Source organism: Vibrio sp. RM-69-4 (assembly GCF_024743775.1).
Classification (GTDB): Bacteria; Pseudomonadota; Gammaproteobacteria; order Enterobacterales; family Vibrionaceae; genus Vibrio; species Vibrio anguillarum.
The window spans coordinates 106,781-132,149 of sequence record NZ_JAMQXI010000032.1 but is presented as its reverse complement, the minus strand read 5'-3'; the positions used below and the strand labels follow the sequence as shown (position 1 = coordinate 132,149).

Below are 25,369 nucleotides of genomic sequence, written 5' to 3'. Positions count from 1 at the left end.
TACCATGAATCATAAAGCCACTGCTTGTCAGTGGCTTTTTCTTTGAAAAGAGGGATGAGTTATGGCGTAAGGTATTTATTCGCTGCAACATCCCACAATGCTTTGATTAATGGGTTATCAAGCTGCGAGCGTTTGCAGCACACACCGAGCTGAAATGGTTTCACGGGCGCTAATTTAAGGCGCTGGATCTTATCTCTCACCGGGCTATTGTTGATCACTACATCCGGCGCAATGCCGATACCGCAACCGAGCGCGACCATGCTGACAATCGCTTCATGCCCTGAGCTCTGCGCGTAAATATTGGGTTTGATCTTCATTTTTTTAAACCATGCATTGGCTCTATCTCTTGCCGTTCCCGCTTCAGGAACAATAAAAGGGACAACTGACCAATCGGGTGTGTCATTTTGCAGTTGTTCGATAAAGCTACTGATCCCGAGCGGCGCGATCACCGATAAGGGTATTTCACCAATCGTTTCAAATTCAACGCGAGCTGGTAGCTGTTCGGGCATGGCTGAAATGGCAATATCCGCTTCATCATTCAAAATCTTATCAATCGCTTGAGCAGGATCGCCAGTCAAGAGTTTGAACTCAATATACGGATGGCGAACTCGAAAATCGGACAGTAACTGAGGCAGGTGGCTGTAGCTGGCGGTGACTGAGCAAAACAAGCGAATTTCCCCTTGTAATACGCTGTTTTGGTTTTTCATTTGTACGTTATATTGCTGCCACTCTGTAATGATTTTGAGTGCAACAGGAACCAGTTTACTGCCTGCTGGCGTTAGCTCAACGCTACGATTATCACGCACAAATAAGCTTTGGCTAGTTTCTTCTTCCAGCTTCTGGATCTGCCGGCTGAGCGCGGATGGGCTGATGTGCATCGCGGCGGCGGTCTTACTGAAGTTTTTACTCTCACACAGATGGATAAACATCTGCAGGTTTTTAATGTTCATAAGTTAATCACATCATGTTGCATAAATTGCAATAACTAATTGTGAATATATCACTTTAAGCAACTTGATGTCTGCTTTAGTATCAGTTTATTCGGTTCTAGAAACCGACCTGATGGAAAGAATCTTTAAAGGAGAGCGCTAACATGGCTAACTATTTCAATACCCTAAATCTACGCCAACAACTTGACCAACTTGGTCGTTGCCGCTTTATGGATCGCTCTGAGTTTGAAAGCGAAGCCGAGTACCTCAAAGGTAAGAAAGTGGTGATTGTCGGTTGTGGTGCACAAGGTTTAAACCAAGGTCTAAATTTACGAGACTCTGGCCTTGATGTCTCTTATGCATTGCGTCAAGCGGCGATCGACGAACAGCGTCAGTCCTATAAAAATGCTAAAGAGAACGGTTTTGAAGTAGGTAGCTATGAAACGCTCATCCCTCAAGCAGACTTGGTCATTAACCTAACGCCAGATAAACAGCACAGCAATGTTGTCGAAACCATCATGCCGCTGATGAAAAAAGGTGCAGCATTGGGGTATTCTCACGGCTTCAACGTGGTTGAAGAGGGGATGCAGATCCGTAAAGACATCACGGTTGTGATGGTGGCGCCTAAGTGCCCGGGAACCGAAGTGCGTGAAGAGTATAAGCGTGGTTTCGGCGTGCCGACTTTGCTTGCCGTTCACCCAGAAAATGACCCTCAAGGTGAAGGTTGGGATATCGCAAAAGCTTGGGCGGCGGGAACGGGCGGTCATCGTGCTGGCTGTTTGGAATCCTCTTTCGTTGCCGAAGTAAAATCGGACCTTATGGGCGAGCAAACCATCTTGTGTGGCATGCTACAAGCGGGTTCGATTGTGTGCTATGAGAAGATGGTAGCAGAAGGTATTGACCCAGGTTACGCAGGTAAACTACTGCAATACGGTTGGGAAACGGTAACTGAAGCGCTGAAATTTGGTGGCATCACTCACATGATGGATCGCCTATCAAACCCAGCAAAAATCAAAGCGTTTGAGTTATCTGAAGAGCTTAAAGACTTGATGCGCCCACTGTACAACAAACATATGGATGACATTATTTCTGGTCATTTCTCTAGCACTATGATGGCTGACTGGGCCAACGATGATGCTGATTTGCTGGGCTGGCGTGCTGAAACCGGTGAAACTGCGTTTGAAAACTACCCACAGTCTGATGTACAGATCACTGAGCAAGAGTACTTCGACAAAGGTATTTTGATGATTGCCATGGTTCGCGCTGGGGTTGAGCTGGCATTTGAAGCTATGACGGCTTCCGGTATTGTTGAAGAGTCAGCTTACTATGAATCCCTGCATGAGCTGCCACTGATTGCCAACACAGTAGCACGTAAGCGTTTGTATGAAATGAACGTGGTTATTTCTGATACGGCAGAGTATGGTAATTACCTGTTTGCCAATGTCGCAACACCGTTACTGCGCGAAAAGTTCATGCCAAAAGTATCTACTGATGTGATTGGTAAAGGCCTTGGTGAAAGCTCGAATTTCGTTGATAACGCGACCTTGATTGAAGTTAACGAAATTCTTCGCAACCATCCGGTTGAGTACATCGGTGAAGAGTTGCGCGGTTACATGACAGATATGAAACGCATTGCTGTCGGTGGCTAAAGGCTAATTCACCTTCCGGTGGTTAAGAAGGGGTCGAGAGTTCGCCCCTTTTCAATGACGAGAATGATGATGTAAAGCTCCAGACTAACTGGAGAGAATAAATACAAAAGCAAACACAATATAAAACAAAAGGCTTGGTCGCCGTTGACCAAGCCTTTTTTACTGGGAAATTTTTATCTCAACCGGGCAATATTATTTGGCGGTGATTTTCGCTTCTAGCTCGGCCAATTTTTGCTCCATTTCAGTGAGCTTTTGGCGAGTACGCATCAATACTTGAGTCTGTACATCAAATTCTTCACGGCTTACCACGTCCAATTTATTTAATTGGCCTTGGATCACTTGGCGGATTTTTTGATCAACGTCGGCACCCAAATCTTTTACGGGTTGAGGCATTGAATCGTGAATTTGTTTGGCAATTTGCTCAAGTTTTTTAGGGTCAAACATAGCGGCTTACACTCCTGTCAGTTTGTTTCCATTCTAAGCAATTGAGCTGAGAATGTCGTTATTCAAGGTAAGAAAAAGGCCACTGAGGTGGCCTTTTTTGAAGCAGTCTTAATTATATTGTGTTATTTATTTTCAGCGAGTCGGCGTTGTGCTGCTTTGGCCTCGTCAACTCTGGCTAGCTTTTCGAGGTCTTTATCCTCAACAAACACAGGCAGTGGCTTATGTTTTTCGGCTAGATAGCTGTAAATCACAGGCAGTACGAATAGCGTAAATAGTGTACCAATCGCAAGACCTGCCACAATCACAATACCAATACTAAAGCGCTGAGCTGCACCTGCACCCGTTGCGTACATCAACGGGATCAAACCTGCAATCATCGCTGCTGTCGTCATTAGAATTGGGCGAAGACGCACTTTGGCTGCCTCCATCACCGCTTCGATGCGAGACTTGTTATGGTGTAGCTGCTCTTCTTTCGCTACTTCACAAATAAGAATACCGTGCTTGGTGATAAGACCAACCAGTGTAATCAACCCTACTTGCGAGTAGATGTTCATGGTTGCTGCGCCCCAAGCTAGTGCAATTAATGCTCCGCAAATGGCGAGAGGAACAGATACCATGATAACCAATGGATCTTTTAACGACTCAAATTGAATCGCCAGTACCAAGAAGATGATGGCGAGTGCCAAACCAAAGGTTGCGTAGAGTGCGCTTCCCTCAGTCACGTATTGACGTGCTTCACCCATATAATCGTGGTTGTAGCCAGCGGGCAGTTTAGTCGCGGCAACATCCTCAAACCACGTAATCGCATCACCCATTGCAACTCCTGGGCCCGGTACACTTCCGACGGTTGCCGAGTTTAGCTGGTTAAAGTGCGGCAGTGAGCGCGGCTCTGCAATCACATCAATGGTAATTAGGCTCCCTAATGGGATCATTTTTCCGTCAACGGCACGCACAAAGTAGTGATTCATCGATTCAGGGTTGAGGCGATATTTACGTTCAACCTGCGGGATCACTTCATAAGAGCGGCCATTGAGATCGATGCGGTTGACATAGCCATCCGCCATCATGGTCCCTAATGTCGTGCCAATATCCTTCATCGTGATGCCATAAACCCCAGCTTTATCTTTGTCGATATTAATTTTCATCGTCGCAGAATCGTAATTGAGGTCTAAATCGGAGTACACAAACATCGGGCTTGCTTTCACTTCTGTTAGCACTTCAGTGGCAATAGCAAACAAACTTTCAAAGCTATTGGGTGTAGTGATGACAAATTGAATTGGCAATCCAGAGCCTGCGCCGGGAAGTTCAGGCATTTGGAAGGCCGTCACGGCCATGCCTGGGATATCTTGCACTAAGGTGCCGACTCGAGTGGCAACCTCAGCTTGGCTTGCCTGGCGTTCACTCCAAGGCACCATAGAGGCAATACCAAACGCTTGGTTGGAGCTTGGAACACCGGTAAAGACTTGAGCAAACTGAACTTCTGGCTGTTCAGACAGAATCGTATTCACGTCATTCATGGTGTTTTGTAAATAGTCCAAGTTCGCATTCGAAGAACCCGTACCAATTAACATGACCACGCCTTTATCTTCAGAAGGGGCAAGCTCACTTGGAATGAATTTGAACAGCATAGGCAGGCTGGCAAACACGATCACCGCAAAGGCAATCACGACAGGACGGCGCTGCATTACTTTCTCGAGTAATTTCGCGTAGCGGTTACTCATTGAATCAAGCAATCCATGCACTTTTTGTTCAAACTTGTTGGGCTCTTCGTGCGCTTTAAGCATTTTAGAGCACATCATGGGTGAAAGTGTCAGTGCAACAATACCTGAAACAAATACAGCACCAGCCAGTGTGAGTGCAAACTCTTTAAAGAGTGAGCCTGTTATGCCACCCATCATCGCTATCGGTGCATAAACGGCGCCCAGTGTCAGCGTCATCGCAATTACCGGAACGGCGATTTCACGAGTACCAATAATCGCGGCACGAAATGGTGATTCACCCAGCTTAATGTGGCGGTCAACGTTTTCTAGTACAACGATTGCATCATCCACCACAAGGCCGATAGCCAATACCATCGCTAGCAGTGTCATCAAGTTCCATGAGAAGCCCATTCCCTGCATTACCATAGCAACACCAACTAAGGAGAGTGGAATGGTAACAATCGGGATGATAACGGCCCGTAAAGAGCCTAGGAATAGGGTAATGACGACAAGTACGATCAAGGCGGCTTCAGCGATGGTTTTTATGACCTCGTGGATCGATTCATTGATCGCCACCGTGGAGTCATACATCACGTTCATTTCGATGTTACTTGGTAGATTACGCTTTAACTGCGGTAACAGATCCAGCACATCTTGAGCAATGTTGATTGGGTTTGCGCTAGGTGCTGCGTTGATGGCTGCTACAACCGCTTCTCGGCCGTTTGCACTTGCGCGGTAAACATCATGGCTTTTTTCTAGCGTGACGTTTGCAATATCACCTAGGCGAATAACATTGCCGTCGCCCGTTTTAACCACCAGGTTTTTCAGCTCATCGACATTTGACACTTGCGTATCGGCACTACCGTTATACAGCACGAATTCGCCAGTGGCTTGTCCTGTTGCTGATTGATAGTTGTTGGCATTCAGCACGTTCATCACATCGCCCGCAGTGAGCTGTAGTCCTGCCATTTTTGCTGGATCAAGCCAAATACGAAGGGCGTATTTCATGCCACCATACAAGTCAATCTTAGAGACGCCGTTGACGGTGAATATTTGAGGGTTAAATACACGCTCAAGATAGTCAGTAATTTGGCTTGAACTAAGTTCATCACTAGTGAAACCAATATACAGCACCGCGGTGGTTGAGCCGGTAGACATAGTTACCGTCGGATCTTCGGCCTCTTTAGGAAGCTGTGAGCGTACCGAGTTCGTTTTTGCTAACACATCTGAAAGTGCAGCGTTGGGATCGGTATTGAGCTTCATCGTTACGGTAATCGTTGATTTACCCAATACCGAAGAAGAAGTCATATAATCAATGTTGTCGGCTTGTGCGACTGCTTGTTCCAAAGGTTGAGTGATAAAACCTTGGATTAAGTCGGCACTTGCACCGTAATAGCCTGTACTCACTGTAACAACGGTATTCGTCATTTCAGGGTATTCACGAACCTGCATTTTGAAAATAGCTTGAAAACCAAGCAGAGCTATCAAAAAGCTGATCGATACCGCGAGCACTGGACGTTTTATAAAAACATCAGTAAAACGCATGATTCCTCCAATTACAGCATCGGTGTTTCAGCAGGTGGTGTAGTCGCATTACTTTCGACTACCCGAACTTTCGAATGGTTACTTAAGCGCACTTGACCTGAAGTGACCACGATGTCTCCATCTTGTACACCCTCTAAAATATGCGCCACAGCACCTTTGCGTTCACCTACTTTTACAACGCGCTGCTCTACTCGTTTAACGCCATCTTCTTCTTTCAACACGTAAACATTATCACCATACAGGGTGAAGGTAATGGCGGTTTGAGGAAGCGTGACTTGGTTTTCTAATTTCGGCAGGATGATGTTGGCACGAGCAAACATACCGCTGCGTAGTTTACCGTCACTATTTGGAATATCGGCTTGCACTTGGATTAAACCACTTTGAACGCTAACGGCAGGCTCAATCGCAGTGATGGATCCTGTAAACGCTGCATTAGGATAAGCATCGATAAAAATATCCACTTGCTGGCCTAATGAAATACGTGAAATATCCGTTTGTGGAACGGTAAAGCGCAGACGCATTACACTGGTATCTTCCAAGCGAACAATATCGGTGCCTGGCTGTAGGTATTGGCCTAAATACACATTACGGATACCCACCACACCAGCAAAGGGCGCTTTGATTTCACGACGATCAATGGAAGCTTTTAAACTTTCAATATCTGCAGACAAAGAGTAGTAGTTTGCTTCGGCTTCATCATAAGCTTCTTTTGAAATCGACCCTTTAGCAAATAGACCTTTATAGCGTTCGTATTTCGCTTTTGCAGCAGGTAGGCGAGCTTGTGAGCTTTTTAAATTCGCTTTCTCAACCGCAGAATCAAGCAAAACTAAAGGTTGGTCTTCCTCAACTTGTGTCCCTGATTCAAATGAAATCTTATCGATCACGCCGCTGGTTTCAGATGTCAGTGTCACGCCTTGATTGGGTTCAATAAAACCAATCGCTTCAATCACTGGGATCCAATCAACAGGAGTTACATCGGTCACTGTCACTGGAAATTCAGGTTCAGGACGGTTGGCCATAAACTCGGCAATTTTTTGTTGTTTAAACAGATTAAAACCTATCACGCTACCAAACAGTAGGAAGGCGATAAGTAACATAAAGAATGTCCACTTTTTCATTCTAGTCAGAACTCCAAGTTAGTGTTGAGTAATTGCATCCCAACTGGCGTCAATCACGGCACTGAGTGCGCTGTCATCCAGTTGATAACATTCCATCGCTTTTTTACGGGCAAGGGCGACCGTTGTTTCGAAGCTTAAAGCAGACAAAATCTGGTTATCCAACGGCTTGAATAATCCCTGCTCTTTACCTTGATCAAATAGTAAATCCACTTTGGCAAACATTTTTCGCTCAAGTTCCTTAACATTGCAACTGATTGTTGTTGGCAATGATTCATATTGAACTCGGTTGCTGAGTGTTGCACTGCTTGATTGTGCTAATTCCCAGATATTAAGCCACATCATTTTAAAGCGTTCTTTCAAAGGCATCTCATCATCAATATTGGCTTGCACCGCGTCAGCAATGTGCTGACAAACGTGTAAGCGAACGGTCACGAGAAGATGATCTTTGTCATCAAAGTAACGGTAAATTGTTCCCGTTGCGACACCGGCTTCTTTGGCTAATTTGTGCATCGATAAGCCTTGAAATCCAGATTCAGCGATCAGCTTTTCAGCGGCCACCAATATCTGCTGGTACTTATCCACGTGAATACAGTTAGACATGCTGACATCCCACAGTGAATGAACGTTCATTCATTATAGACCAAACTATAGCCCCTTATGCAATACACTAGTGTAGTAAAATGACAAAAATCTTATGGTGAATGACGTAGTAATCAGTAAAGCGCGGCATTATCATAGACGGCCCAAATAAAAGTGATACGAGTACCTCATGAAGCTGAATCCAAGACAAGACGAAGCCGTCAAATATGTATCGGGCCCATGTCTAGTATTGGCGGGGGCTGGCTCGGGTAAAACGCGCGTAATTACCAACAAGATCGCTTACTTGGTTCAACAGTGTGATTATAAAGCGCGCAACATTGCTGCCGTTACATTTACTAACAAAGCCGCTCGAGAAATGAAGGCGCGGGTAGCACAAACGCTTGGAAAAGCTGAGTCAAAAGGGCTGCTCGTTTCCACATTTCATACTTTAGGCCTCAATATTATCCGTCGGGAATATAAATTTTTGGGCTTGAAAGCGGGGTTCTCTCTGTTTGACGACCAAGATCAGCTTGCGCTGCTCAAAGAGTTGACAGAGAAACAGCTTGAGGGCGATAAAGATCTGCTGCGCCAATTGCTCAGCACCATCTCCAACTGGAAGAACGACATGTTGACGCCAGAGCAAGTGAAAGGTTTTGCTCAAGGTGAACAACAACAGCAGTTCGCTTACTGCTTCGATCTTTATCAAAAGCAAATGAAAGCGTATAACGCGCTCGATTTTGATGATCTTATTTTAATGCCGGTGCTGTTATTGCAAAACAACGCCGAAGTTCGTCAGCGTTGGCAAAACCGCATTCGCTACTTGCTGGTGGATGAATATCAAGATACCAATACTAGTCAATACGAGTTAGTGAAATTGTTGGTTGGAGAACGTGGCCGTTTAACCGTGGTGGGTGATGATGATCAATCCATCTATTCTTGGCGAGGGGCGAAACCGCAAAACCTCGTGTTGTTGGGGCAAGATTACCCAAATCTTAAACTGATTAAGCTTGAGCAGAACTACCGTTCAACCAGCCGTATTTTGAGAGCGGCCAATATTCTGATTGCTAACAACCCACACGTGTATGAGAAAACGCTTTTTTCTGAGATCCCTGAGGGTGAAAAACTCAAAGTTTTGCTAGCGAAAAATGAAGATCATGAAGCGGAGCGGGTCACTGGTGAACTGATTGCGCATAAATTTCTCAATCGCACCGAATATCGTGATTACGCGATATTGTACCGCGGTAATCATCAGTCACGCTTAATTGAAAAATCGCTGCTGCAAAACCGCGTGCCTTATAAGTTATCCGGTGGAACGTCATTTTTTGCCAGAGCCGAAATTAAAGACATCATGGCTTACCTCAAAGTGTTGGTGAACCCTGACGATGACAATGCTTTTTTACGCATTGTGAACACGCCAAAACGAGAAATTGGCCCAGTCACGTTAGAGAAATTGGGTAGTTACGCCAATATGCGTGGCAAAAGCTTGTTTTCGGCCAGTTTTGAACTTGGCTTAGAGCATCATTTGTCTGGAAGAGGGCTCGACAACTTGCGTCAGTTTACGCAATGGTTAGTAGCTATCTCAGATCAAGCTGAACGAGGCAATACCGTTGAAGCAGTGCGATCGTTAGTCCGAGATATTCATTATGAAGATTGGCTGTATGAAACCTCTTCCAGCCCCAAAGCGGCCGAAATGCGTATGAAAAACGTCTCTGATCTCTATTCTTGGATTGTGGCCGACCTTGAAGGTGACAACTATGACCAACAAGAAAAATCGCTCAAAGAAGTTGTACAGCGCTTAACCCTACGCGACATGATGGAGCGAAGTGAAGAAGAGGATGAGAGTGATGCCGTTCAGTTGATGACACTGCATGCATCGAAAGGCCTTGAATTTCCTTACGTTTATTTGATTGGCACTGAAGAGGGTATTCTTCCTCATCAAACCAGTATCGATGAGGACAACGTCGAAGAAGAACGTCGTTTGATGTATGTCGGGATAACTCGCGCGCAGCGAGAACTGACTTTCACTATGTGTAAAGAACGTCGTCAATACGGGGAACTGCTTAAACCCACACAAAGTCGCTTTTTGGATGAATTACCCTTTGACGATGTTGAGTGGGAACAGAGTAAAAAGCCAGTAAGTCAAGAAGAGCGAATGGCGAAAGGACAAAGTCATATTGCTAATTTGCGCGCTGCCATGTTTAAGAAATAGTGCTTAAAAGATAATAAAAACAAAGGTTTGGAATTAAAGCCAATCCTTTGTTTTATAGGGGTTAATGTATTAAAGACCTGCAATCATATGCTCAATGGCGGCAACGATTTCGTCGTCAGAGCAATCCATACAGGTTCCTTTAGCTGGCATGGCATTAAAGCCTTGCAGTGCATGATTTTTCAATACATCTTTACCTTGGGCGATACGTGGAGCCCACTCTTCGGCATTGCCAATTTTAGGTGCGCCACTGATGCCTGTAGAGTGGCAAGCGATACAGAATGTACCATAAACTTGCGCGCCATCACGAGGGCCTGTCGGCTCTGCCGCAACGGGTTCACTACCCGCTAAGTAAACATCACCTACAGGTTTAATGCGATCAGCAATGGCATCGTATTCAGCTTGGCTGGTTGCCAATGCAACACTAGAAAAGGTTAAAGCAGCGAATAACACGCTTATGATTCGTCGAGACATATCCATTAAACTCACTTTATATTCCAAAGGTAAGTTCATGCTTACCTATTTATACTTAGATTTAGAGTGTGGCTGATTTAAAAGCCATTCAAGCTGTTAAATCAATGTAAATATTGGGTGATTATATCCCGATAAGTTGTTGCAATAAACAACAAGTTGCGATCTTCAAGGGGTGAGTCACATCCTTATTATAGAGGTAATAATGGTTATCTGATGAAAAAGGCGTCAAACGATAAAAAAAGTTGAAAAAGTACTAGACGCCCTAGTGTGAACTCCGTATTATTCCACTCCGCCGATAGGGCATGCGCCCGTAGCTCAGCTGGATAGAGCGTTGGCCTCCGGAGCCAAAGGTCGAAGGTTCGAATCCTTTCGGGCGCGCCATCCGGATGCTTATGTAAATAAGTAGCAAATTGGCAAAACAGTGGTGGCTATAGCTCAGTTGGTAGAGCCCCGGATTGTGATTCCGGTTGTCGCGAGTTCAAGTCTCGTTAGCCACCCCATTATTTGGTAACTTCGGTTTCCTTTCTTGGTGAAAGTCGAGAAAAAAGATTTACATCGATGAATAGACTAGTTTGATAGTGCATCATAATGTTAGGAATAGCGGAGCAGAGAGTTCTCTCTCGTTTATTCCAAAAAATGAATTTGTATCGGTGAATAGCGCAGCTTGGTAGCGCATCTGGTTTGGGACCAGAGGGTCGGGGGTTCGAATCCCTCTTCACCGACCACTTTTCTTTTCTTCTCATTGGTTAAAAATGAAAAGAAAAATAACGGCAAGCAAGCGGTTATTGCAAAGTTTGATGGTGGCTATAGCTCAGTTGGTAGAGCCCCGGATTGTGATTCCGGTTGTCGCGAGTTCAAGTCTCGTTAGCCACCCCATTATTCGGTAACTTCGGTTTCCGTTCTTGGTGAAAATCGAGAAGAAAGATACATCGGTGAATGACCTAGTTTGATAGTGCATCCTGATGTTAGGAATAGCGGACCAGAGGGTTTCCTCTCGTTAATTCCAAAAAATGAATTTGTATCGGTGAATAGCGCAGCTTGGTAGCGCATCTGGTTTGGGACCAGAGGGTCGGGGGTTCGAATCCCTCTTCACCGACCACCTTAATAAGCCTCAGTCGAAAGACTGGGGCTTTTTAATATCTGATGTTTGGAGCCTTAATCAAGGTAATGAGAGCCAAAGTAGGGTTCGCCTGATCTTCAAAACCGGGCTCTTCACCGGCCATCTTAATAAGCCTCAGTTGAAAGACCATTCTCTCTATTCAATGTTCGATCCCTTATTGACTCCTATTTCATTAAGTCAGTGAATTATCATGTTTAAAGGCTAAACCCTAAATTTTCTGTTCAGATGAATTCACTGCTTTTCTGCTTTATCATTAGTTTTTAGTCTGGCATTTTGTTGGTTATTCTGGTTTTTGTTTCTAATGTGTTACGTGATATGCCGAAATATAATTTGAAATTTTATTCTGCATTCTTTTTTAGAATGCATGGTAAATTGGCGTTTTCTTAGGCTTAACGTCTATGTTTTGGGGTGTATTACTGCGTGCTAGAATATTGGTCATACCAATGATTAATGCATATTTGGTGCATAAAAATACGATGTTACTGCTTTGGTTTGATTTGATATCGACTTTTTATCCTATCGATGTTGCTTTTCTGTGAAATATTTGCCAAATTGATGGCCTTGTTAATTACCAGAATATTGTACTGGTATGAATGGATTCATTTTTACTGGCTTTGAACGCTTTGTTGTTCAAAGGTAGTTACAGACAGGGCACAACACTGCCCAAGTCGTAGAGGTCTGGGATGTCACTTTTAGAAGTAAAAAACCTGCGTATTGAATACCCATCGCGTCATGGTGTTCACGTTGCTGTGAAATCGCTTTCGTTTAATATCGAGCGGGGTGAAATTGTTGGGGTTGTGGGAGAATCAGGCGCCGGAAAATCGACCGTAGGTAATGCGGTTATCGATTTATTGAGCCCACCCGGTCTCATTGCCAGTGGTGATGTGTTCTTAGATGGTGAGAAGATTTCAGGCCTATCGCCTGAGCAGATGCGCCAAGTTCGCGGCTCTAAAATTGGTTTTATTTTTCAAGACCCAATGACGTCGCTTAATCCACTATTTACGGTTGAACATCAACTGACAGAAACCATCCACGCCAATATGAAAGTGACTGAGGAAGAAGCGTATCAGCGTGCACTTTCTTTGATGAAGCAAGTGGGTATTCCTCAGCCTGAAAACCGTTTGAAGCAGTACCCACACCAATTCTCTGGTGGCATGCGTCAACGTGTTGTGATTGCCATTGCGCTGGCGGGTGAACCTGATCTTATTATTGCCGATGAACCGACCACTGCATTAGACGTTTCTATTCAAGATCAAATCTTGAGCCTCATCCGCGAGCTATGCATTAAAAACAATGTTGGTTGTATGCTGGTCACCCATGATATGGGTGTGGTCTCGAATGTGACGGATCGCGTCGCGGTGATGTATCGCGGTGACTTGGTTGAATTTGGACCGACAGCTAAAGTGTTGGGCGCTCCGGATCACTCCTATACGCGCAGTTTGATTTCCGCCGTTCCTCGCTCAGATAAAAAACTCGATCGCTTTCCGCTGGTGAGCTATATCGAAGAGGCAAGTGAGTTAAAACCACTGGATGTTAAAAACCATTGGTTAGGTCAGAGCCAAGATAATCGCCAATACACAGGCCCACTGCTGACAGTAGAAAACGTGAATTTACGCTTTACGACCAAAGACTCATTGTTTGAAAGTCGCCGTGAATATGTCCAAGCTTCAAATGACGTCAGTTTTGAGGTGTTTGAAGGGGAAACTTTTGGTTTGGTTGGGGAATCAGGTTCCGGTAAATCAACCATCGCACGCGTGATTGCGGGTCTGTACGCTCCAAACTCAGGCAAAGTCTGTTTTGAAGGGATTGATCTTACTGCGCTGAAATCGGAAAACGAGCGCCGTCCGATGCGCCGCCAGATGCAGATGGTGTTTCAAAACCCTTATACCTCAATGAATCCGAGAATGAAGATTTTCGATATCATTGCCGAGCCGATTCGTTTTCATAAATTAACCCGTAGCGAAGCGGAAACACGGCAAATTGTGCATGATCTTTTAGAGCACGTAGGCCTAGGTAAGATGGCGGGAGTGAAATATCCGCACGAGTTTTCCGGCGGTCAACGTCAACGTATTTCGATTGCTCGCGCACTCGCCACGCGTCCTCGCTTATTGATTTGTGATGAACCTACGTCCGCACTCGACGTGTCTGTGCAAGCGCAGATCTTAAACCTATTGAAAGATCTGCAAGATGAGCTCAATTTGACCATGCTGTTCATCAGCCATGATTTACCTGTGATCCGCCAAATGTGCGATCGTGTCGGGGTCATGCAAATGGGGACCTTACTGGAGGTCGCCCCTACAGAGCAGTTGTTTAAGTCACCTCAACACCAATACAGCCAGCATTTGATTTCTTTAATGCCTGAGTTTACGGGCTTAAGAGAAGATGTAGTAACGGCGTAAGCCAAAAAAGTTACAGATAGAGATATCATGACCAAGCGTGCTTGGAATGAATAAACAGAAGCAATTACAACAACTAGGGATTTGGATTCCCGCATAAGGAGTTATGCAATGAAAACCATGAAAAGCAAACTAACAGTAGCTTTGATGGCGGCAGGCTTAAGCTTTGCAGCTAGCGCGGCCAATATTACCGTCGCTTATGATGCTGACCCAGTGTCACTTGACCCGCATGAGCAGCTATCTGGTGGTACGCTACAAATGTCTCACATGGTGTTTGATCCTCTCGTTCGTTACACCCAGACATTTGATTTTGAACCTCGCCTTGCTGAGAAATGGGAACGTGTCAATGATACAACGTTCCGTTTTACGCTGCGTAAAGGGGTGAAATTCCATTCAGGTAACGAAATGACGGCAGACGATGTGGTCTGGACGTTCGATCGTTTACAAGATTCTCCTGATTTCAAAGCTATTTTTGAACCGTATGAAAAGATGGTCAAAGTGGATGATTACACCGTCGAGATCGTATCCAAAGGCGCTTATCCGCTGGTTCTGCAAACCGCAACCTACATCTTCCCTATGGACAGCAAGTTCTATTCGGGCAAAGCGGCTGATGGTAAAGAGAAATCTGAAATTGTGAAGCACGGTAACTCGTTTGCTTCGACCAACGTTTCTGGTACTGGCCCATTTAGAGTGACTTTCCGCGAACAAGGCGTAAAAGTGGAATTTGAACGCTTTAAAGATTATTGGGATAGCGCATCAAAAGGCAACGTAGACAAACTAACCCTAGTGCCGATTAAAGAAGATGCCACTCGTGTTGCGGCGCTCCTTTCGGGTGATGTGGATATGATTGCACCTGTTGCGCCAAACGATCATAAACGTGTGGAAGAAGCCAAAGGTATTGATCTTGTGACCTTGCCGGGTACGCGCATCATCACTTTCCAAATGAACCAAAACAGCAATGAAGCACTGAAAGATGTTCGCGTGCGTCAAGCCATTGTTCATGCCATCAACAACCAAGGTATCGTTGACAAAATCATGAAAGGTTTTGCGACAGCAGCTGGCCAACAAGGCCCAGCGGGTTATTCTGGTTATGACGCGAACCTTGTGCCTCGTTTTGATTTGAAAAAAGCGAAAGAGCTGATGAAAGAGGCTGGTTATGAGAAAGGGCTGACGCTCACCATGATCGCGCCAAACAACCGTTATGTGAACGATGCGAAAGTTGCACAAGCTGCAGCGGCGATGTTGTCGAAAATTGGTATTAAGGTTGATCTTAAAACCATGCCAAAAGCGCAATATTGGCCTGAGTTTGATAAGTGCGCCGCGGATCTGTTAATGATTGGCTGGCACTCAGATACTGAAGACTCAGCAAACTTCACCGAGTTCTTAACCATGACACGTAACGAAGAGAGTGGTAAAGGCCAGTACAACTGTGGTCACTACTCAAATCCAGAAGTGGATAAGTTGGTTGAAGCGGCAAACGTAGAAACCGATCCTGCGAAACGTGCACAGATGCTGCAAAAAGTCGAAGTGACTTTGTACAACGACGCAGCATTTGTTCCACTGCATTGGCAAAACCTAGCGTGGGGGGCGAAATCTACTTTAGATATCAAACCGATTGTTAACGCGATGGAATTCCCTTATTTCGGCGACCTAGTCGTTAGCGAGTAATTACTTAAGTTGGCCGCTCATGTAATGTGGGCGGCGCTTAAGTCACTCAAGGCATCCGCTTGGATGCCTTATTAAGATCTCTGCACTTTGCTTTATTTCAGTCGGGTCGAGTGTCATTTTTTAGGCTGAATTTTTTCGTTCCTATTAAAGTTAATTCAATTTTAAAAAGAACCATCATGGATAGTTTAAGGGGCAAGGAATGTTTTCGTTTCTGGTCAAGCGCCTGTTTCAGGCACTGATAGTGATGTTTGTGATCAGTCTAGTGGCGTTTGCCATTCAGGATAACTTAGGCGACCCATTGCGTGAGCTTGTTGGGCAGTCTGTTTCAGAAAGCGAGCGCCAAGCGCTGCGCGATGAACTTGGACTGAATGATCCTTTCATTGCCAAATATACTCGTTTTATTACGGCCGCAGTGCAGGGTGATTTAGGCACGTCCTACTTTTTCAAACGTCCTGCGGTAGACGTTATTCTCGATAAATTAATCGCAACGTTAGAGCTTGTGCTCGGTGCGACCGTAATCATCATTGTCTGTTCCATTCCATTAGGGGTTTACACAGCCATTCATCCCAAAAGCTTCTTTACCAAAGTGGTGATGGCGGGCAGCAGTATTGGTATTTCTATCCCAGTGTTCTTAACTGCGATTATGTTGATGTACGTTTTCTCGATCACGTTAGGTTGGTTACCGTCGTATGGACGAGGGGAAACCGCCAATTGGTTGGGTTGGGAATCTGGCTTTTTCACGGCTGATGGATTAGCACACTTGGTGCTGCCTTGTGTTTCATTGGCGTCGATCATGCTGCCGCTGTTTATTCGTTTAGTGCGTTCTGAAATGTTGGAAGTGCTGAGCTCGGAATACATCAAATTTGCTAAAGCTAAGGGCTTGGCATTGAACAAAATTTACTACCAACATGCACTTAAAAATACCATGTTACCGGTGCTAACCGTCGGCGGTGTACAAATTGGGACTATGGTGGCCTACACCATCTTAACCGAGACTGTTTTTCAGTGGCCGGGTACGGGCTTTCTTTTCCTTGAAGCGATCAACCGAGTTGATACTCCGCTGATCACCGCTTACGTCATATTCGTTGGCCTGATTTTCGTTGTCACCAACACCATTGTCGATCTGTTATACGGTCTGATTAACCCGACTGTGAACCTTACTGGAAAAGGAGCTTAATCATGAGCCAATTTGCTGCTGCTCCATCTCGTTGGGAGCGTTTTAAACAGTCTGATTTTTTGTACTATTTCTTGCGTGATAAAGTGGCGATGACCAGCTTCGTCATCTTTTTGGTATTCTTAACTTTGTCTGTCGCTGCGCCACTCATTGCCCCCAGTAACCCGTACGACCTATCATCGATTGATCTGATGGATGCAGAATTACCTCCCTCTTGGATGGACGGAGCTGATGAGCGCTTTGTTCTCGGCACGGATGAGCAAGGGCGCGATATTTTGTCGACCATACTGTATGGTTCGCGTCTATCACTGACGATTGGCTTTTTGGCGGTCGGTTTACAGTTGCTACTTGGTATCGTGATTGGCCTTTCCGCTGGCTACTTTGGTGGGCGTATTGATAGCTTTTTGATGCGCTTTGCCGATGTACAGCTATCGTTTTCAACCATGATGGTGGCGATCATTGTTTCGGCAATTTTCAAAGCCAGTTTTGGGAGTGAATTTTATAGTCAGTATGCGGTTGTGATGCTGGTGGTGATTATTGGCGTGGCTGAGTGGCCACAATACGCGCGGACAATTCGTGCGTCAGTGCTCGCCGAGAAGAAAAAAGAGTATGTGGAAGCGGCTCGTGTGATGGGTTTTAAATCGCCACGCATCATGTTTCGCCATATTTTACCTAACTGTTTATCGCCTATTTTGGTTATCTCAACTGTACAAATTGCCAATGCGATCATGTCTGAAGCGGCACTCTCTTTCCTAGGCTTAGGTTTGCCAGTCGATCAGCCATCATTGGGTGCTTTGATTAGCATGGGCTTTAACTACATCTTCTCTGGCGCTTGGTGGATTACGGCTTTCCCTGGTTTTGTACTCGTCACATTAGTGTTGGTGATCAATCTGTTGGGTGACTGGCTACGCGATGTTTTTAACCCAAAAATTTACAAAGGGTGATGTGGCAATTGATTTTTGCTAAAGAAAATCCCTAAACTAAAAGCCGCCGTCAAATGCGGCTCTTTTTTTGCTAGTATTTTTGTTATACCCAATCCAAATCCATTGAACTAGGGAACATTGAATCGGTAATGTTGTCACTACTATTAAGCAAGTATATGGACTCAATATGATGACCCTGATGCGGAAAACGACCCTGTGTGTGACATCAAGCCTAACGGTGTTGGCGTCGCTGGCTTTATTTCAACCCGCTTGGGCGGACGATTTTCTTTGTGATGCGACTCAAGCTTCTGTCGATCAGCTGCCCATTCTTGATAAAGCATGCCCAATAGGGCAAGGTTTATGGGGAAAGAAAAAGCCCAAAGGGCAATCATCCACTTTTTGGATTCAGTGTGGTGTGTTAAATAAGCCATTATCTTTGCTGAAAGCCAAAGCGTTTTATACCCATATTTCTACCGATGTATGGCTAAAACCAGAAGCGAACACGTATCGTTGCTTAATCGGTCCTTATACTGATTATGAGCAAGTAAAAAAAGAACTGCCTCTTATCCAGCAAATCCCCGGTTACAAAGAAGCTTTCATTCGTGAGGTTGTCAAAGGGCGCCCACAGTCTAGCTCGCCGATAAAAAAGACAACTTCCGCTCAAGCAACGTCTGCCGCAAAACAAATCACCAAAAAGTCTTTACCGAAACCACCAGTGGAAATGGCGAGTTCGCCATTATCAACGAAACCATCAACCAAAGCGCCAGCTCTTAATGTTCCGCCAGCGGTTGAAATTCGTTTGAGCACCACCGCAAACGGTTTGCAGTTTGTGGTGCCTCATTTACGTTCGAGTGATGAACAGTTCTATATGGAACATGGTCTAGCATGGAGCCGCCTAAATTATGAGGTGGCAGAAAAAACCTGCCAAAAAATGGCGATGCGCTTGGTAACGGAAGAAGAGTGGCAACGCCTTTTGGATTCAAAACAGATGGACAGTAACCAATGGCCAATGCACTTACCTTATTGGGGATGGTCGCAAAAAGGGCTTTTTACCAACGGCAAAGTCAGCCAACTGAAAGGTTCCTCATTACTCAATGTGATTTGCGTTAAATAAGTCTCTCAGTTTGCCGTCAGAAATGGCGGCAGCGCTACTCTTTCTTTCCCTCTTCAAGTAACTGTAGATAGCGTTGTTCGATAAAATCTTTCTCTTTACTGATGTGATACAATTGTTTTTTTATCGCTTCGACATCGGCAGAAGTACCTCCTTGTTTGGCTTGCTCTTTGTATTTCTCAATGGTCTCTAGAAGCTCTTTTTTCTCGGCTTGATAATTTTTTGCTATTTCGTAGAAATCACCCGCTTTACTGATCTTAATGTATTCCGCTTCTAACTGTTCAAACTCTTTTTCGATGGTGGCTTTTTCTTCTTTCAAACTGTCAACGGTATCAGTTTGAGCAAAGAGTTTTTTACGCGTCATTCGTAACCCTTTCACGCTTTTATCGAGATCGCCTTTCAGCTTGCGGATCAACTTATGTGATTTACTCAATTTTTCATTGAGATCATCAATTGAAGCCTGATCTTCTGCACTAATGCCCTGAGAAGAGGAATTTTTGATGAGAGAAACCTGTTGCTCGAGCGCTTTTTGAATGATGATTAAATCATTCAGAGTCGAGCTATGCTCGGCGGTGTAGTTCAACGCATTTTCAACCGATTGTTGGCATAGATGAAGTGTGTCTTCATCGCTATCACTTTTATTACGAGTAAAACCATGCGCAAATTTCCTAAATTCACGCAGGATCAGCAGTAGGATAAAAAACCAAGCCAACAAGATAATAAGCCCGAGATCGATCGCTAAGAGCGATAAAACCTTTTCGGTGAGGAACTCTTGTATTGGCATCACATAAACCCACTTTTGTTGCTGTATTTTCAGGTAAGTTTAGTTGTTGTAAAAAAATGTGCCTATACTTTGAACAAGTTAGGTCATAGAAAAATGCGCTGTGAAGATTCTCATTGTTGATGACAGTAAAGCGACACTTGAAATAGTCAGACGAGCCTTAGAGGCGTTTGGTTACCGACGTTTGTCCATTCAAAAGGCAGACAATGGTAAAGCCGCACTCAAGCTGATTGGCAGTTGGCAGCCAGATATTGTCTTAACAGATTGGCATATGCCCGGCATGACAGGGTTGGAGCTAACACAAGCGATCACCAAACGTAAGCTCGGGATAAAGGTGGCGATGCTCACCACGGTGGCCGATGAGCAACAAATCAAACAGGCGCTTGAAGCTGGAGCGTCGTTTGTGTTATCGAAACCGTTTGACGATGGTGAACTACACCAAAAGTTGCTTCCTTTAGTGCAAGGAGCGGAAGAGAGCTGCATTGAATTAGATGAGATGATCGATCTGCAAGATGAGTTGGCTTTACCAAAGCTTTCGCAACTAGAAAAGCTGCTAAAAAGAACGGTGGGTGCTGAAATCGTGCTGAATAATATTCGTCGCCAATCGTTTGATGAGAGCAAAATTCCCTGTTTGATGGCAGTCTATGAAGATGGCGAAACGCAAAAGCCGCGCGCGGTGGCACTGCTTGATATCTACGCCGTTTGTGTCTTTGCTAAAGGCAACCCCAGCATTACCAAAGAGCAACTACAACAAGCGGTACACAGCAAAATGGTCAGTAAAGATATTCTCGATACTTGCCAGAAAGTATTAAGTGCTTCCGCATTAGCGTTTCTTGATAATCAAACCCGCAAAAGCTTGAAGTTAAAAAATATCAGTTTTATCCCTCAATCGTTTGAAAAGCTCGAAACCCTATTTGCCAAAGAAGCGGATAAACGGGTCGATTTTTCCTGCCAAATGGGGGCGTTAGCCCAAGGGAAAATTACTTTAGTGGGATTTTAGAAAATAGAAGGTTTTGAGTGAGCTCAAAACCTTCTATTTATTTATAGGTAATAGGATTTTCCCTTGATTATTAATTTATCAATGGATTGTATTTTTGTCCGATAGATCTACTTCTAATAAACACTATTACTTGATTTTTCTGAGTGTCTGAGTATGCACTTTATCGCCATCACGATTTAGAGTGTCACGTACTAATACGCCGCGATCCCAGTTTGTGCCAGCTGGAATGTAGCTAAAGCGGTTGATCTTAAAGTTATCTACCGTGTCGCCTTCATCACGGTCATTCCAACGGATGGTGGTGTTGAGCTGATCCAATGTTGCTTTTGACGCGCCCACTGCTTTGGTGGTAAACCACCAGTAATCCATATTCGCGAGCTCTTGGTAGCTAACGGTTTCATTCAAATCAGCAAGAGAGCAACCACTACCATTGCCATTGAGCTCTTTACCCGTCGTGGTTAAACCCTTGGCATCGAAGGTATAAGTCGCTACGGCTACTTCAGAACAGCCTGGTTGAGTCATCACTGAGCGCCAAGTACCAATAAAGTCCACATAGCGATCTTGGCCCACTGCTTCAACAGGGTAGATGAAGTTGATCGCTTCCTCGACTCGGCCTATATACTCCCCATTGAGGTATTCTTTACTGCGCGTTTGTACATACACATCCGTGATCGGGTCATAACTGCCTGAAATGGTCTCTTTTTGCATTTGTGAGCCATCTTGTGCATCGGAGTCATCACGTGTAACCACTTCAAACTTGGTTAGCGTTTGCTCACTACAGCTAGCGTCTGCCATACAGGCATAAGCGCCGCCCATTTCTTTCATTTCGGTCCAAGGCCAAGTCTTATCTACAGTTGATGCTTCTAAGGGGTCGGTAACAGATAGTTGATAATGGCCACTTCCAGATGCTACATCGTTGAGCTCTGGAGCAACTGCGATCTCGGTATCATTACATAGCGGCTTCTTGTTATCTTCGCTCCCAGACCAAGAGAATGTTCCGTTCTCTTTCACACAAGTGAGGTATTGGGCAGCAAAAGCACCTGAAATTCCACTATCGTTTGAACCTTTGTGTACTAACAGGTGATTATTCGCTGCAGTAAATGTGGTTGCGGCTAAACCGACCGTCTTAGTAAATACTTCATCACCTAAAGTACGATCTGCATGAATCACCCATTGAAACTCACTACCTGCTGTATTTCTAACGCGTTGATCCGCTGAGCGTTCAACAAATGCCCAATTCGAGCCTTTTGACCAGTGGGTCAGTTTGTCAGTAGAACCGCGCTTGAGTTCGCTCAGTGATTCGCCTAAATGCTGTTGCGCTTTTTCTGCACTGACTAGTGCTCCAGTTTTTCCTAGTAGCCCAAGCAAAGTTGCTGAGGAATTATCGATATCGTCCAACGTGATACGTTTCAGTGCGGAAACCATAGCGGCATCTGGAGATTTGATCGCATCTGGGATCACGATCAATTGATCATTGGCATTGTCATTAATGGTCAGCAGGAGTCGGGCTAGGTTAACTGAACGTTGGAAAGTGCCCGCTGCTTCAAATGGCGTGGTGATGTGGCGTGATGACACATTACCAATCACTAAGCCGTCGACATCACCATCAATTTCGCCACCAAGAATAAAGGTGACATTAGCAATATTAGTGTCAATCTTGTATTGACCGTAAGCATCGGTAAAACCCTGTTTTGAGCCAGAGGTATAGTGAAGGCCTTCAATGGTGGCATCGATAAATTTCCCTTGTGCAGGAATCGCAATCACTGGTTTTTCTGCTTTTTGAGCTGTGTTACTGTTGGTGTTACTACTGGATGATGAGTCATCACCACCACAGCCTACTAACGCAGTAGCCACTGCCATTGCGATTAAACTTAGTCTTTTCATCTTAAATCTCATTGTTATTGTGATATTGGTTCTGTTTCTATGCAACTTTGCTGGCGAATTCTACTGTCTTATTTGTGGGATTTATATAAAATGACAGACTGTTTGATTGTTTTGCATTCAATATATTGATTTAAAACAAAAAAGGTCGACATGTGTCGACCTTTTTTTGTAGATAAATTGACTTGGTGGTGACTATCGCATGGTAACAAACTCTTCACTACCCGTTGGGTGTATTGCCACAACTGAATCAAAATCGGCTTTGGTTGCGCCCATTTTCATGGCTACGCCAAAGCCTTGAATCATTTCATCAACTGCAAAACCGATGCCGTGTAGGCCAACAACGGTTTCTTCAAGGCCAGCGCATACTAGTTTCATTTTGCATGGTTGACGGTGAGAGGTGACGGCGGTGTACATGGCCGTGAAGCTAGAGGTATACACTTTGACGTTATCTTCGCCATATTGCGCTTGGGCTTCTTGCGTTGTGAGGCCAATTGTGCCGATTGGCGGATGGCTAAAGACCACGGTCGGGACCAGTTTGTAATCCATCTTCGCATTGGTTTTGCCATTAAACAGGCGCTCTGAAAGTTGACGGCCTGCTTTGACGGCAACTGGTGTGAGCTCGATACCGCCTTCCATGATATCGCCGACACAGTAGATGCCCGCGACGTTGGTTTGCTGGTACTCATCAACCTTAATATAGCCTTGTGCATTAGTTGCCACACCCGTTGCTGCTAGGTTTATCGCATCGGTTGCTGGGTGGCGGCCGATTGCCCAAATGAGCGTATCAACGTTTTGGCTTTGGCCATTTTCAAGGTGTAGAGTCAGGCTGCCATCGGCTTCTTTGATCACTTCTTTTGGCACTGAATGAGTATGTAATGTTGGACCTTCCGCTGCCATGACTTCAGTGAGTGTTTCGATGATCATGGGATCAAAGCTGCGCAGTGGTGATTCTTTGCGCACGTAAAGGTGCGTTTCAGTGCCGAGTGCGTTGAGTACGCCCGCGATTTCAACCGCAATATAACCTGCGCCCACAACCGCGACGCGTTTAGGCTGTTCGGTCAAGTCAAAGAAACCATTGGAATCAATGCCGTATTGTGCCCCTGGGATCGCCGGAATCGTTGGGCGTCCGCCAACGGCAATCAGGATATGATCTGCCGTGTAGTGTTTACCGTTTACTTCTACGGTTTTTGCATCAACAAAGCGTGCGAAACCGCGGATCACTTCCACTTTATTATTGCCCAATACGCGGTCGTATGATTGATGAATACGGCCAATATACGCTTGGCGGCTCTCAATCAGTTTTGACCAATCTAATCCTTTGACATCGACATCGAAGCCGTAATCTTTGGCATAAAGGTGCATTGCTTCAGCAATTTGCGCGCCATGCCACATCACTTTTTTCGGAACACAACCGACGTTGACACAAGTGCCGCCAAGGTCTTTGGCTTCAATCAGTGCGACTTTCGCACCATACATTGCCGCGCGGTTCGCTGAAGCGATACCACCAGAGCCACCACCGATACAGATATAATCAAAATGCGTTGTCATTACTTTCTCCATTATTCTTTTTTCATCCTATTTGACCTTGGTTTTGTACGGTGTTGGCAACCATAGCAAGGCGAAAAAGGTTCTCTACTTCTTTGATAGATTGGGTCAGTTTATTCTGGTACAACCCATTCGACTTTAAAATGACCGGTTACCGGGGCAATCGCTTGCTGAAGAAACGGTAAAATTTCCTGCATTTGCCCTTCCAGTGTCCACGGTGGGTTAATCACTATCATGCCTGAAGCGGTCATGCCACGTTCATGGGTGTCTGGCGATACGCCCAATTCAATTTGTAAGATTTTGCGAATACCGAGGCTTGCCAGCCCTTCAAGCAAGTCATCAATAGTGTCGCGATTCACTACGGGATACCAAATGGCGTAGATACCCGTCGCCCAGCGCTTATAACTTTGGGCAATGGCTCTTACGACATCGCTGTATTCTTTGGCCAATTCGTAAGGGGGATCGATCAACACTAAGCCGCGACGCTCTTTCGGTGGCAGGCTACCGATTAAGCGTTGGAAACCATCTTCTTTGTAAATCGATACCTGACGATCTCGGTGGAACTCTTGCTCGAGCAAAGGGTAATCGCTCGGATGCAATTCAGTGAGCACCATACGATCCTGCGCGCGTAGATGAGCACGCGCTACGCGCGGTGAGCCGGGGTAGTAGCGTAACTCTTCGCTTTCATTGAGTGCTTTTACTGCCTCAAGGTAGCTTTGAATGGCTGGTGGCGTTACATTTTGTTGCCAAATACGAGCAATCCCTTGTTTATATTCACCGGTTTTTTCTGACCATTCATGGGTCAAGTCATAACGGCCCACGCCAGAGTGGGTGTCATGATAAACAAAAGGCTTCTCTTTTTGCTGTAATGCATTGAGGATAAGGCTTTGTACGATATGCTTTAATACATCCGCGTGGTTGCCCGCGTGAAAACTGTGGCGATAACTTAGCAAAATAGGCTCTCAAAACACCCCAAATGGAGTGTGTTTCATCAATCAAACGTATTGGCTGATTATACGCCACTATTGAAAATTGCTGAACCTACCTATATTTACTATTTCAGATAAACAAAATCGACGGTTGCCGTGAAACAATCAGTGACTGTTGCAGAGAAATGCATCAACGT

The 25,369-nt window shown here is 45.0% G+C and carries 18 protein-coding genes and 5 tRNA genes; 13 read left to right on the top strand and 10 right to left on the bottom strand.

Translation table 11 applies throughout. The features are described from left to right. Positions 1-59: 59 nt before the first annotated feature. Positions 60-950 carry an HTH-type transcriptional activator IlvY gene (ilvY, locus tag NB504_RS04035; RefSeq protein WP_013855649.1) on the bottom strand — a complete coding sequence of 297 codons (891 nt, stop codon included), beginning with the start codon at positions 948-950 and terminating at the stop codon, positions 60-62. Between the two features lie 143 nt (positions 951-1,093). Here ilvY and ilvC point away from each other — a divergent pair, with 143 nt between their 5' ends. Continuing rightward, positions 1,094-2,578, top strand: coding sequence for a ketol-acid reductoisomerase (gene ilvC / locus NB504_RS04030; RefSeq protein ID WP_013855650.1), 1,485 nt, complete (start codon positions 1,094-1,096; stop codon positions 2,576-2,578). Positions 2,579-2,770: 192 nt separating this feature from the next. Here ilvC and NB504_RS04025 read toward each other — a convergent pair whose 3' ends face one another. The 4 genes from NB504_RS04025 to NB504_RS04010 form a co-directional block, all read right to left on the bottom strand. Beyond that, positions 2,771-3,022: a ubiquinone biosynthesis accessory factor UbiK gene (locus NB504_RS04025; protein ID WP_010319855.1), complete on the bottom strand. Its 252-nt coding sequence runs from the start codon at positions 3,020-3,022 to the stop codon at positions 2,771-2,773. A 122-nt stretch (positions 3,023-3,144) separates the two neighbouring features. Then, positions 3,145-6,267: a multidrug efflux RND transporter permease subunit gene (locus tag NB504_RS04020; RefSeq protein ID WP_013855651.1), complete on the bottom strand. Its 3,123-nt coding sequence runs from the start codon at positions 6,265-6,267 to the stop codon at positions 3,145-3,147. Between the two features lie 11 nt (positions 6,268-6,278). Then, the gene (locus NB504_RS04015; RefSeq protein WP_017042454.1) at positions 6,279-7,385 is read right to left on the bottom strand and encodes an efflux RND transporter periplasmic adaptor subunit; all 1,107 of its coding nucleotides are present in this window, start codon (positions 7,383-7,385) and stop codon (positions 6,279-6,281) included. A gap of 18 nt (positions 7,386-7,403) precedes the next feature. Next, the gene (locus tag NB504_RS04010; RefSeq protein WP_013855653.1) at positions 7,404-8,015 is read right to left on the bottom strand and encodes a TetR/AcrR family transcriptional regulator; all 612 of its coding nucleotides are present in this window, start codon (positions 8,013-8,015) and stop codon (positions 7,404-7,406) included. 139 nt (positions 8,016-8,154) lie between these two features. Here NB504_RS04010 and rep point away from each other — a divergent pair, with 139 nt between their 5' ends. Continuing rightward, complete coding sequence (gene rep, locus NB504_RS04005; RefSeq protein ID WP_258428351.1) at positions 8,155-10,173, top strand: DNA helicase Rep; 2,019 nt, start codon at positions 8,155-8,157, stop codon at positions 10,171-10,173. Between the two features lie 69 nt (positions 10,174-10,242). On the opposite strand, the gene NB504_RS04000 is transcribed toward rep, so the two are convergent. Then, positions 10,243-10,650, bottom strand: a complete 408-nt coding sequence (locus NB504_RS04000; protein WP_088718017.1) for a cytochrome c5 family protein — start codon at positions 10,648-10,650, stop codon at positions 10,243-10,245. Between the two features lie 298 nt (positions 10,651-10,948). Between NB504_RS04000 and NB504_RS03995 the strand changes: the two genes are divergently transcribed. The 10 genes from NB504_RS03995 (at position 10,949) to NB504_RS03950 (ending at position 19,039) form a co-directional block, all read left to right on the top strand. Further along, positions 10,949-11,025 (top strand) — tRNA-Arg (locus NB504_RS03995). Between the two features lie 43 nt (positions 11,026-11,068). Next, positions 11,069-11,144: transfer RNA gene (locus NB504_RS03990), tRNA-His, on the top strand. 148 nt (positions 11,145-11,292) lie between these two features. Next, a tRNA-Pro gene (locus NB504_RS03985) sits at positions 11,293-11,369 on the top strand. A 75-nt stretch (positions 11,370-11,444) separates the two neighbouring features. Further along, positions 11,445-11,520: transfer RNA gene (locus NB504_RS03980), tRNA-His, on the top strand. A gap of 146 nt (positions 11,521-11,666) precedes the next feature. Further along, a tRNA-Pro gene (locus NB504_RS03975) sits at positions 11,667-11,743 on the top strand. A 704-nt stretch (positions 11,744-12,447) separates the two neighbouring features. After that, positions 12,448-14,163, top strand: coding sequence for an ABC transporter ATP-binding protein (locus NB504_RS03970; protein ID WP_019281822.1), 1,716 nt, complete (start codon positions 12,448-12,450; stop codon positions 14,161-14,163). Positions 14,164-14,271: 108 nt separating this feature from the next. After that, a complete protein-coding gene (locus NB504_RS03965) occupies positions 14,272-15,828 on the top strand; it encodes an ABC transporter substrate-binding protein (RefSeq protein WP_026027967.1) in 1,557 nt (518 codons plus the stop codon). A gap of 199 nt (positions 15,829-16,027) precedes the next feature. Next, the gene (locus NB504_RS03960) at positions 16,028-17,005 is read left to right on the top strand and encodes an ABC transporter permease (RefSeq protein ID WP_013855660.1); all 978 of its coding nucleotides are present in this window, start codon (positions 16,028-16,030) and stop codon (positions 17,003-17,005) included. Positions 17,006-17,007: 2 nt separating this feature from the next. Next, a complete protein-coding gene (locus NB504_RS03955) occupies positions 17,008-17,946 on the top strand; it encodes an ABC transporter permease (RefSeq protein ID WP_010319654.1) in 939 nt (312 codons plus the stop codon). A gap of 166 nt (positions 17,947-18,112) precedes the next feature. After that, positions 18,113-19,039: an SPOR domain-containing protein gene (locus NB504_RS03950; protein ID WP_258428350.1), complete on the top strand. Its 927-nt coding sequence runs from the start codon at positions 18,113-18,115 to the stop codon at positions 19,037-19,039. Positions 19,040-19,073: 34 nt separating this feature from the next. Here NB504_RS03950 and NB504_RS03945 read toward each other — a convergent pair whose 3' ends face one another. Then, complete coding sequence (locus tag NB504_RS03945; RefSeq protein WP_258428349.1) at positions 19,074-19,823, bottom strand: chromosome partitioning protein ParA; 750 nt, start codon at positions 19,821-19,823, stop codon at positions 19,074-19,076. Between the two features lie 97 nt (positions 19,824-19,920). Between NB504_RS03945 and NB504_RS03940 the strand changes: the two genes are divergently transcribed. Continuing rightward, positions 19,921-20,817 carry a response regulator gene (locus NB504_RS03940; protein WP_258428348.1) on the top strand — a complete coding sequence of 299 codons (897 nt, stop codon included), beginning with the start codon at positions 19,921-19,923 and terminating at the stop codon, positions 20,815-20,817. Between the two features lie 126 nt (positions 20,818-20,943). Here the strand turns inward: NB504_RS03940 and NB504_RS03935 are convergent, their stop codons facing one another. The 3 genes from NB504_RS03935 to NB504_RS03925 form a co-directional block, all read right to left on the bottom strand. Further along, the gene (locus tag NB504_RS03935; protein WP_258428347.1) at positions 20,944-22,698 is read right to left on the bottom strand and encodes a chromosome partitioning protein ParA; all 1,755 of its coding nucleotides are present in this window, start codon (positions 22,696-22,698) and stop codon (positions 20,944-20,946) included. Between the two features lie 192 nt (positions 22,699-22,890). After that, complete coding sequence (gorA, locus tag NB504_RS03930) at positions 22,891-24,246, bottom strand: glutathione-disulfide reductase (protein WP_258428346.1); 1,356 nt, start codon at positions 24,244-24,246, stop codon at positions 22,891-22,893. Between the two features lie 110 nt (positions 24,247-24,356). Then, positions 24,357-25,196: a 23S rRNA (adenine(2030)-N(6))-methyltransferase RlmJ gene (locus tag NB504_RS03925; RefSeq protein WP_013855685.1), complete on the bottom strand. Its 840-nt coding sequence runs from the start codon at positions 25,194-25,196 to the stop codon at positions 24,357-24,359. Positions 25,197-25,369 lie beyond the last annotated feature (173 nt).

Excerpts from the sequence above, each read along its gene's own strand:
- ilvY (WP_013855649.1), bottom strand. The coding sequence starts at position 950 with ATGAACATTAAAAACCTGCAGATGTTTATCCATCTGTGTGAGAGTAAA.
- ilvC (WP_013855650.1), top strand. The coding sequence starts at position 1,094 with ATGGCTAACTATTTCAATACCCTAAATCTACGCCAACAACTTGACCAA.
- NB504_RS04025 (WP_010319855.1), bottom strand. The coding sequence starts at position 3,022 with ATGTTTGACCCTAAAAAACTTGAGCAAATTGCCAAACAAATTCACGAT.
- NB504_RS04020 (WP_013855651.1), bottom strand. The coding sequence starts at position 6,267 with ATGCGTTTTACTGATGTTTTTATAAAACGTCCAGTGCTCGCGGTATCG.
- NB504_RS04015 (WP_017042454.1), bottom strand. The coding sequence starts at position 7,385 with ATGAAAAAGTGGACATTCTTTATGTTACTTATCGCCTTCCTACTGTTT.
- NB504_RS04010 (WP_013855653.1), bottom strand. The coding sequence starts at position 8,015 with ATGAACGTTCATTCACTGTGGGATGTCAGCATGTCTAACTGTATTCAC.
- rep (WP_258428351.1), top strand. The coding sequence starts at position 8,155 with ATGAAGCTGAATCCAAGACAAGACGAAGCCGTCAAATATGTATCGGGC.
- NB504_RS04000 (WP_088718017.1), bottom strand. The coding sequence starts at position 10,650 with ATGGATATGTCTCGACGAATCATAAGCGTGTTATTCGCTGCTTTAACC.
- NB504_RS03970 (WP_019281822.1), top strand. The coding sequence starts at position 12,448 with ATGTCACTTTTAGAAGTAAAAAACCTGCGTATTGAATACCCATCGCGT.
- NB504_RS03965 (WP_026027967.1), top strand. The coding sequence starts at position 14,272 with ATGAAAACCATGAAAAGCAAACTAACAGTAGCTTTGATGGCGGCAGGC.
- NB504_RS03960 (WP_013855660.1), top strand. The coding sequence starts at position 16,028 with ATGTTTTCGTTTCTGGTCAAGCGCCTGTTTCAGGCACTGATAGTGATG.
- NB504_RS03955 (WP_010319654.1), top strand. The coding sequence starts at position 17,008 with ATGAGCCAATTTGCTGCTGCTCCATCTCGTTGGGAGCGTTTTAAACAG.
- NB504_RS03950 (WP_258428350.1), top strand. The coding sequence starts at position 18,113 with ATGATGACCCTGATGCGGAAAACGACCCTGTGTGTGACATCAAGCCTA.
- NB504_RS03935 (WP_258428347.1), bottom strand. The coding sequence starts at position 22,698 with ATGAAAAGACTAAGTTTAATCGCAATGGCAGTGGCTACTGCGTTAGTA.
- gorA (WP_258428346.1), bottom strand. The coding sequence starts at position 24,246 with ATGACAACGCATTTTGATTATATCTGTATCGGTGGTGGCTCTGGTGGT.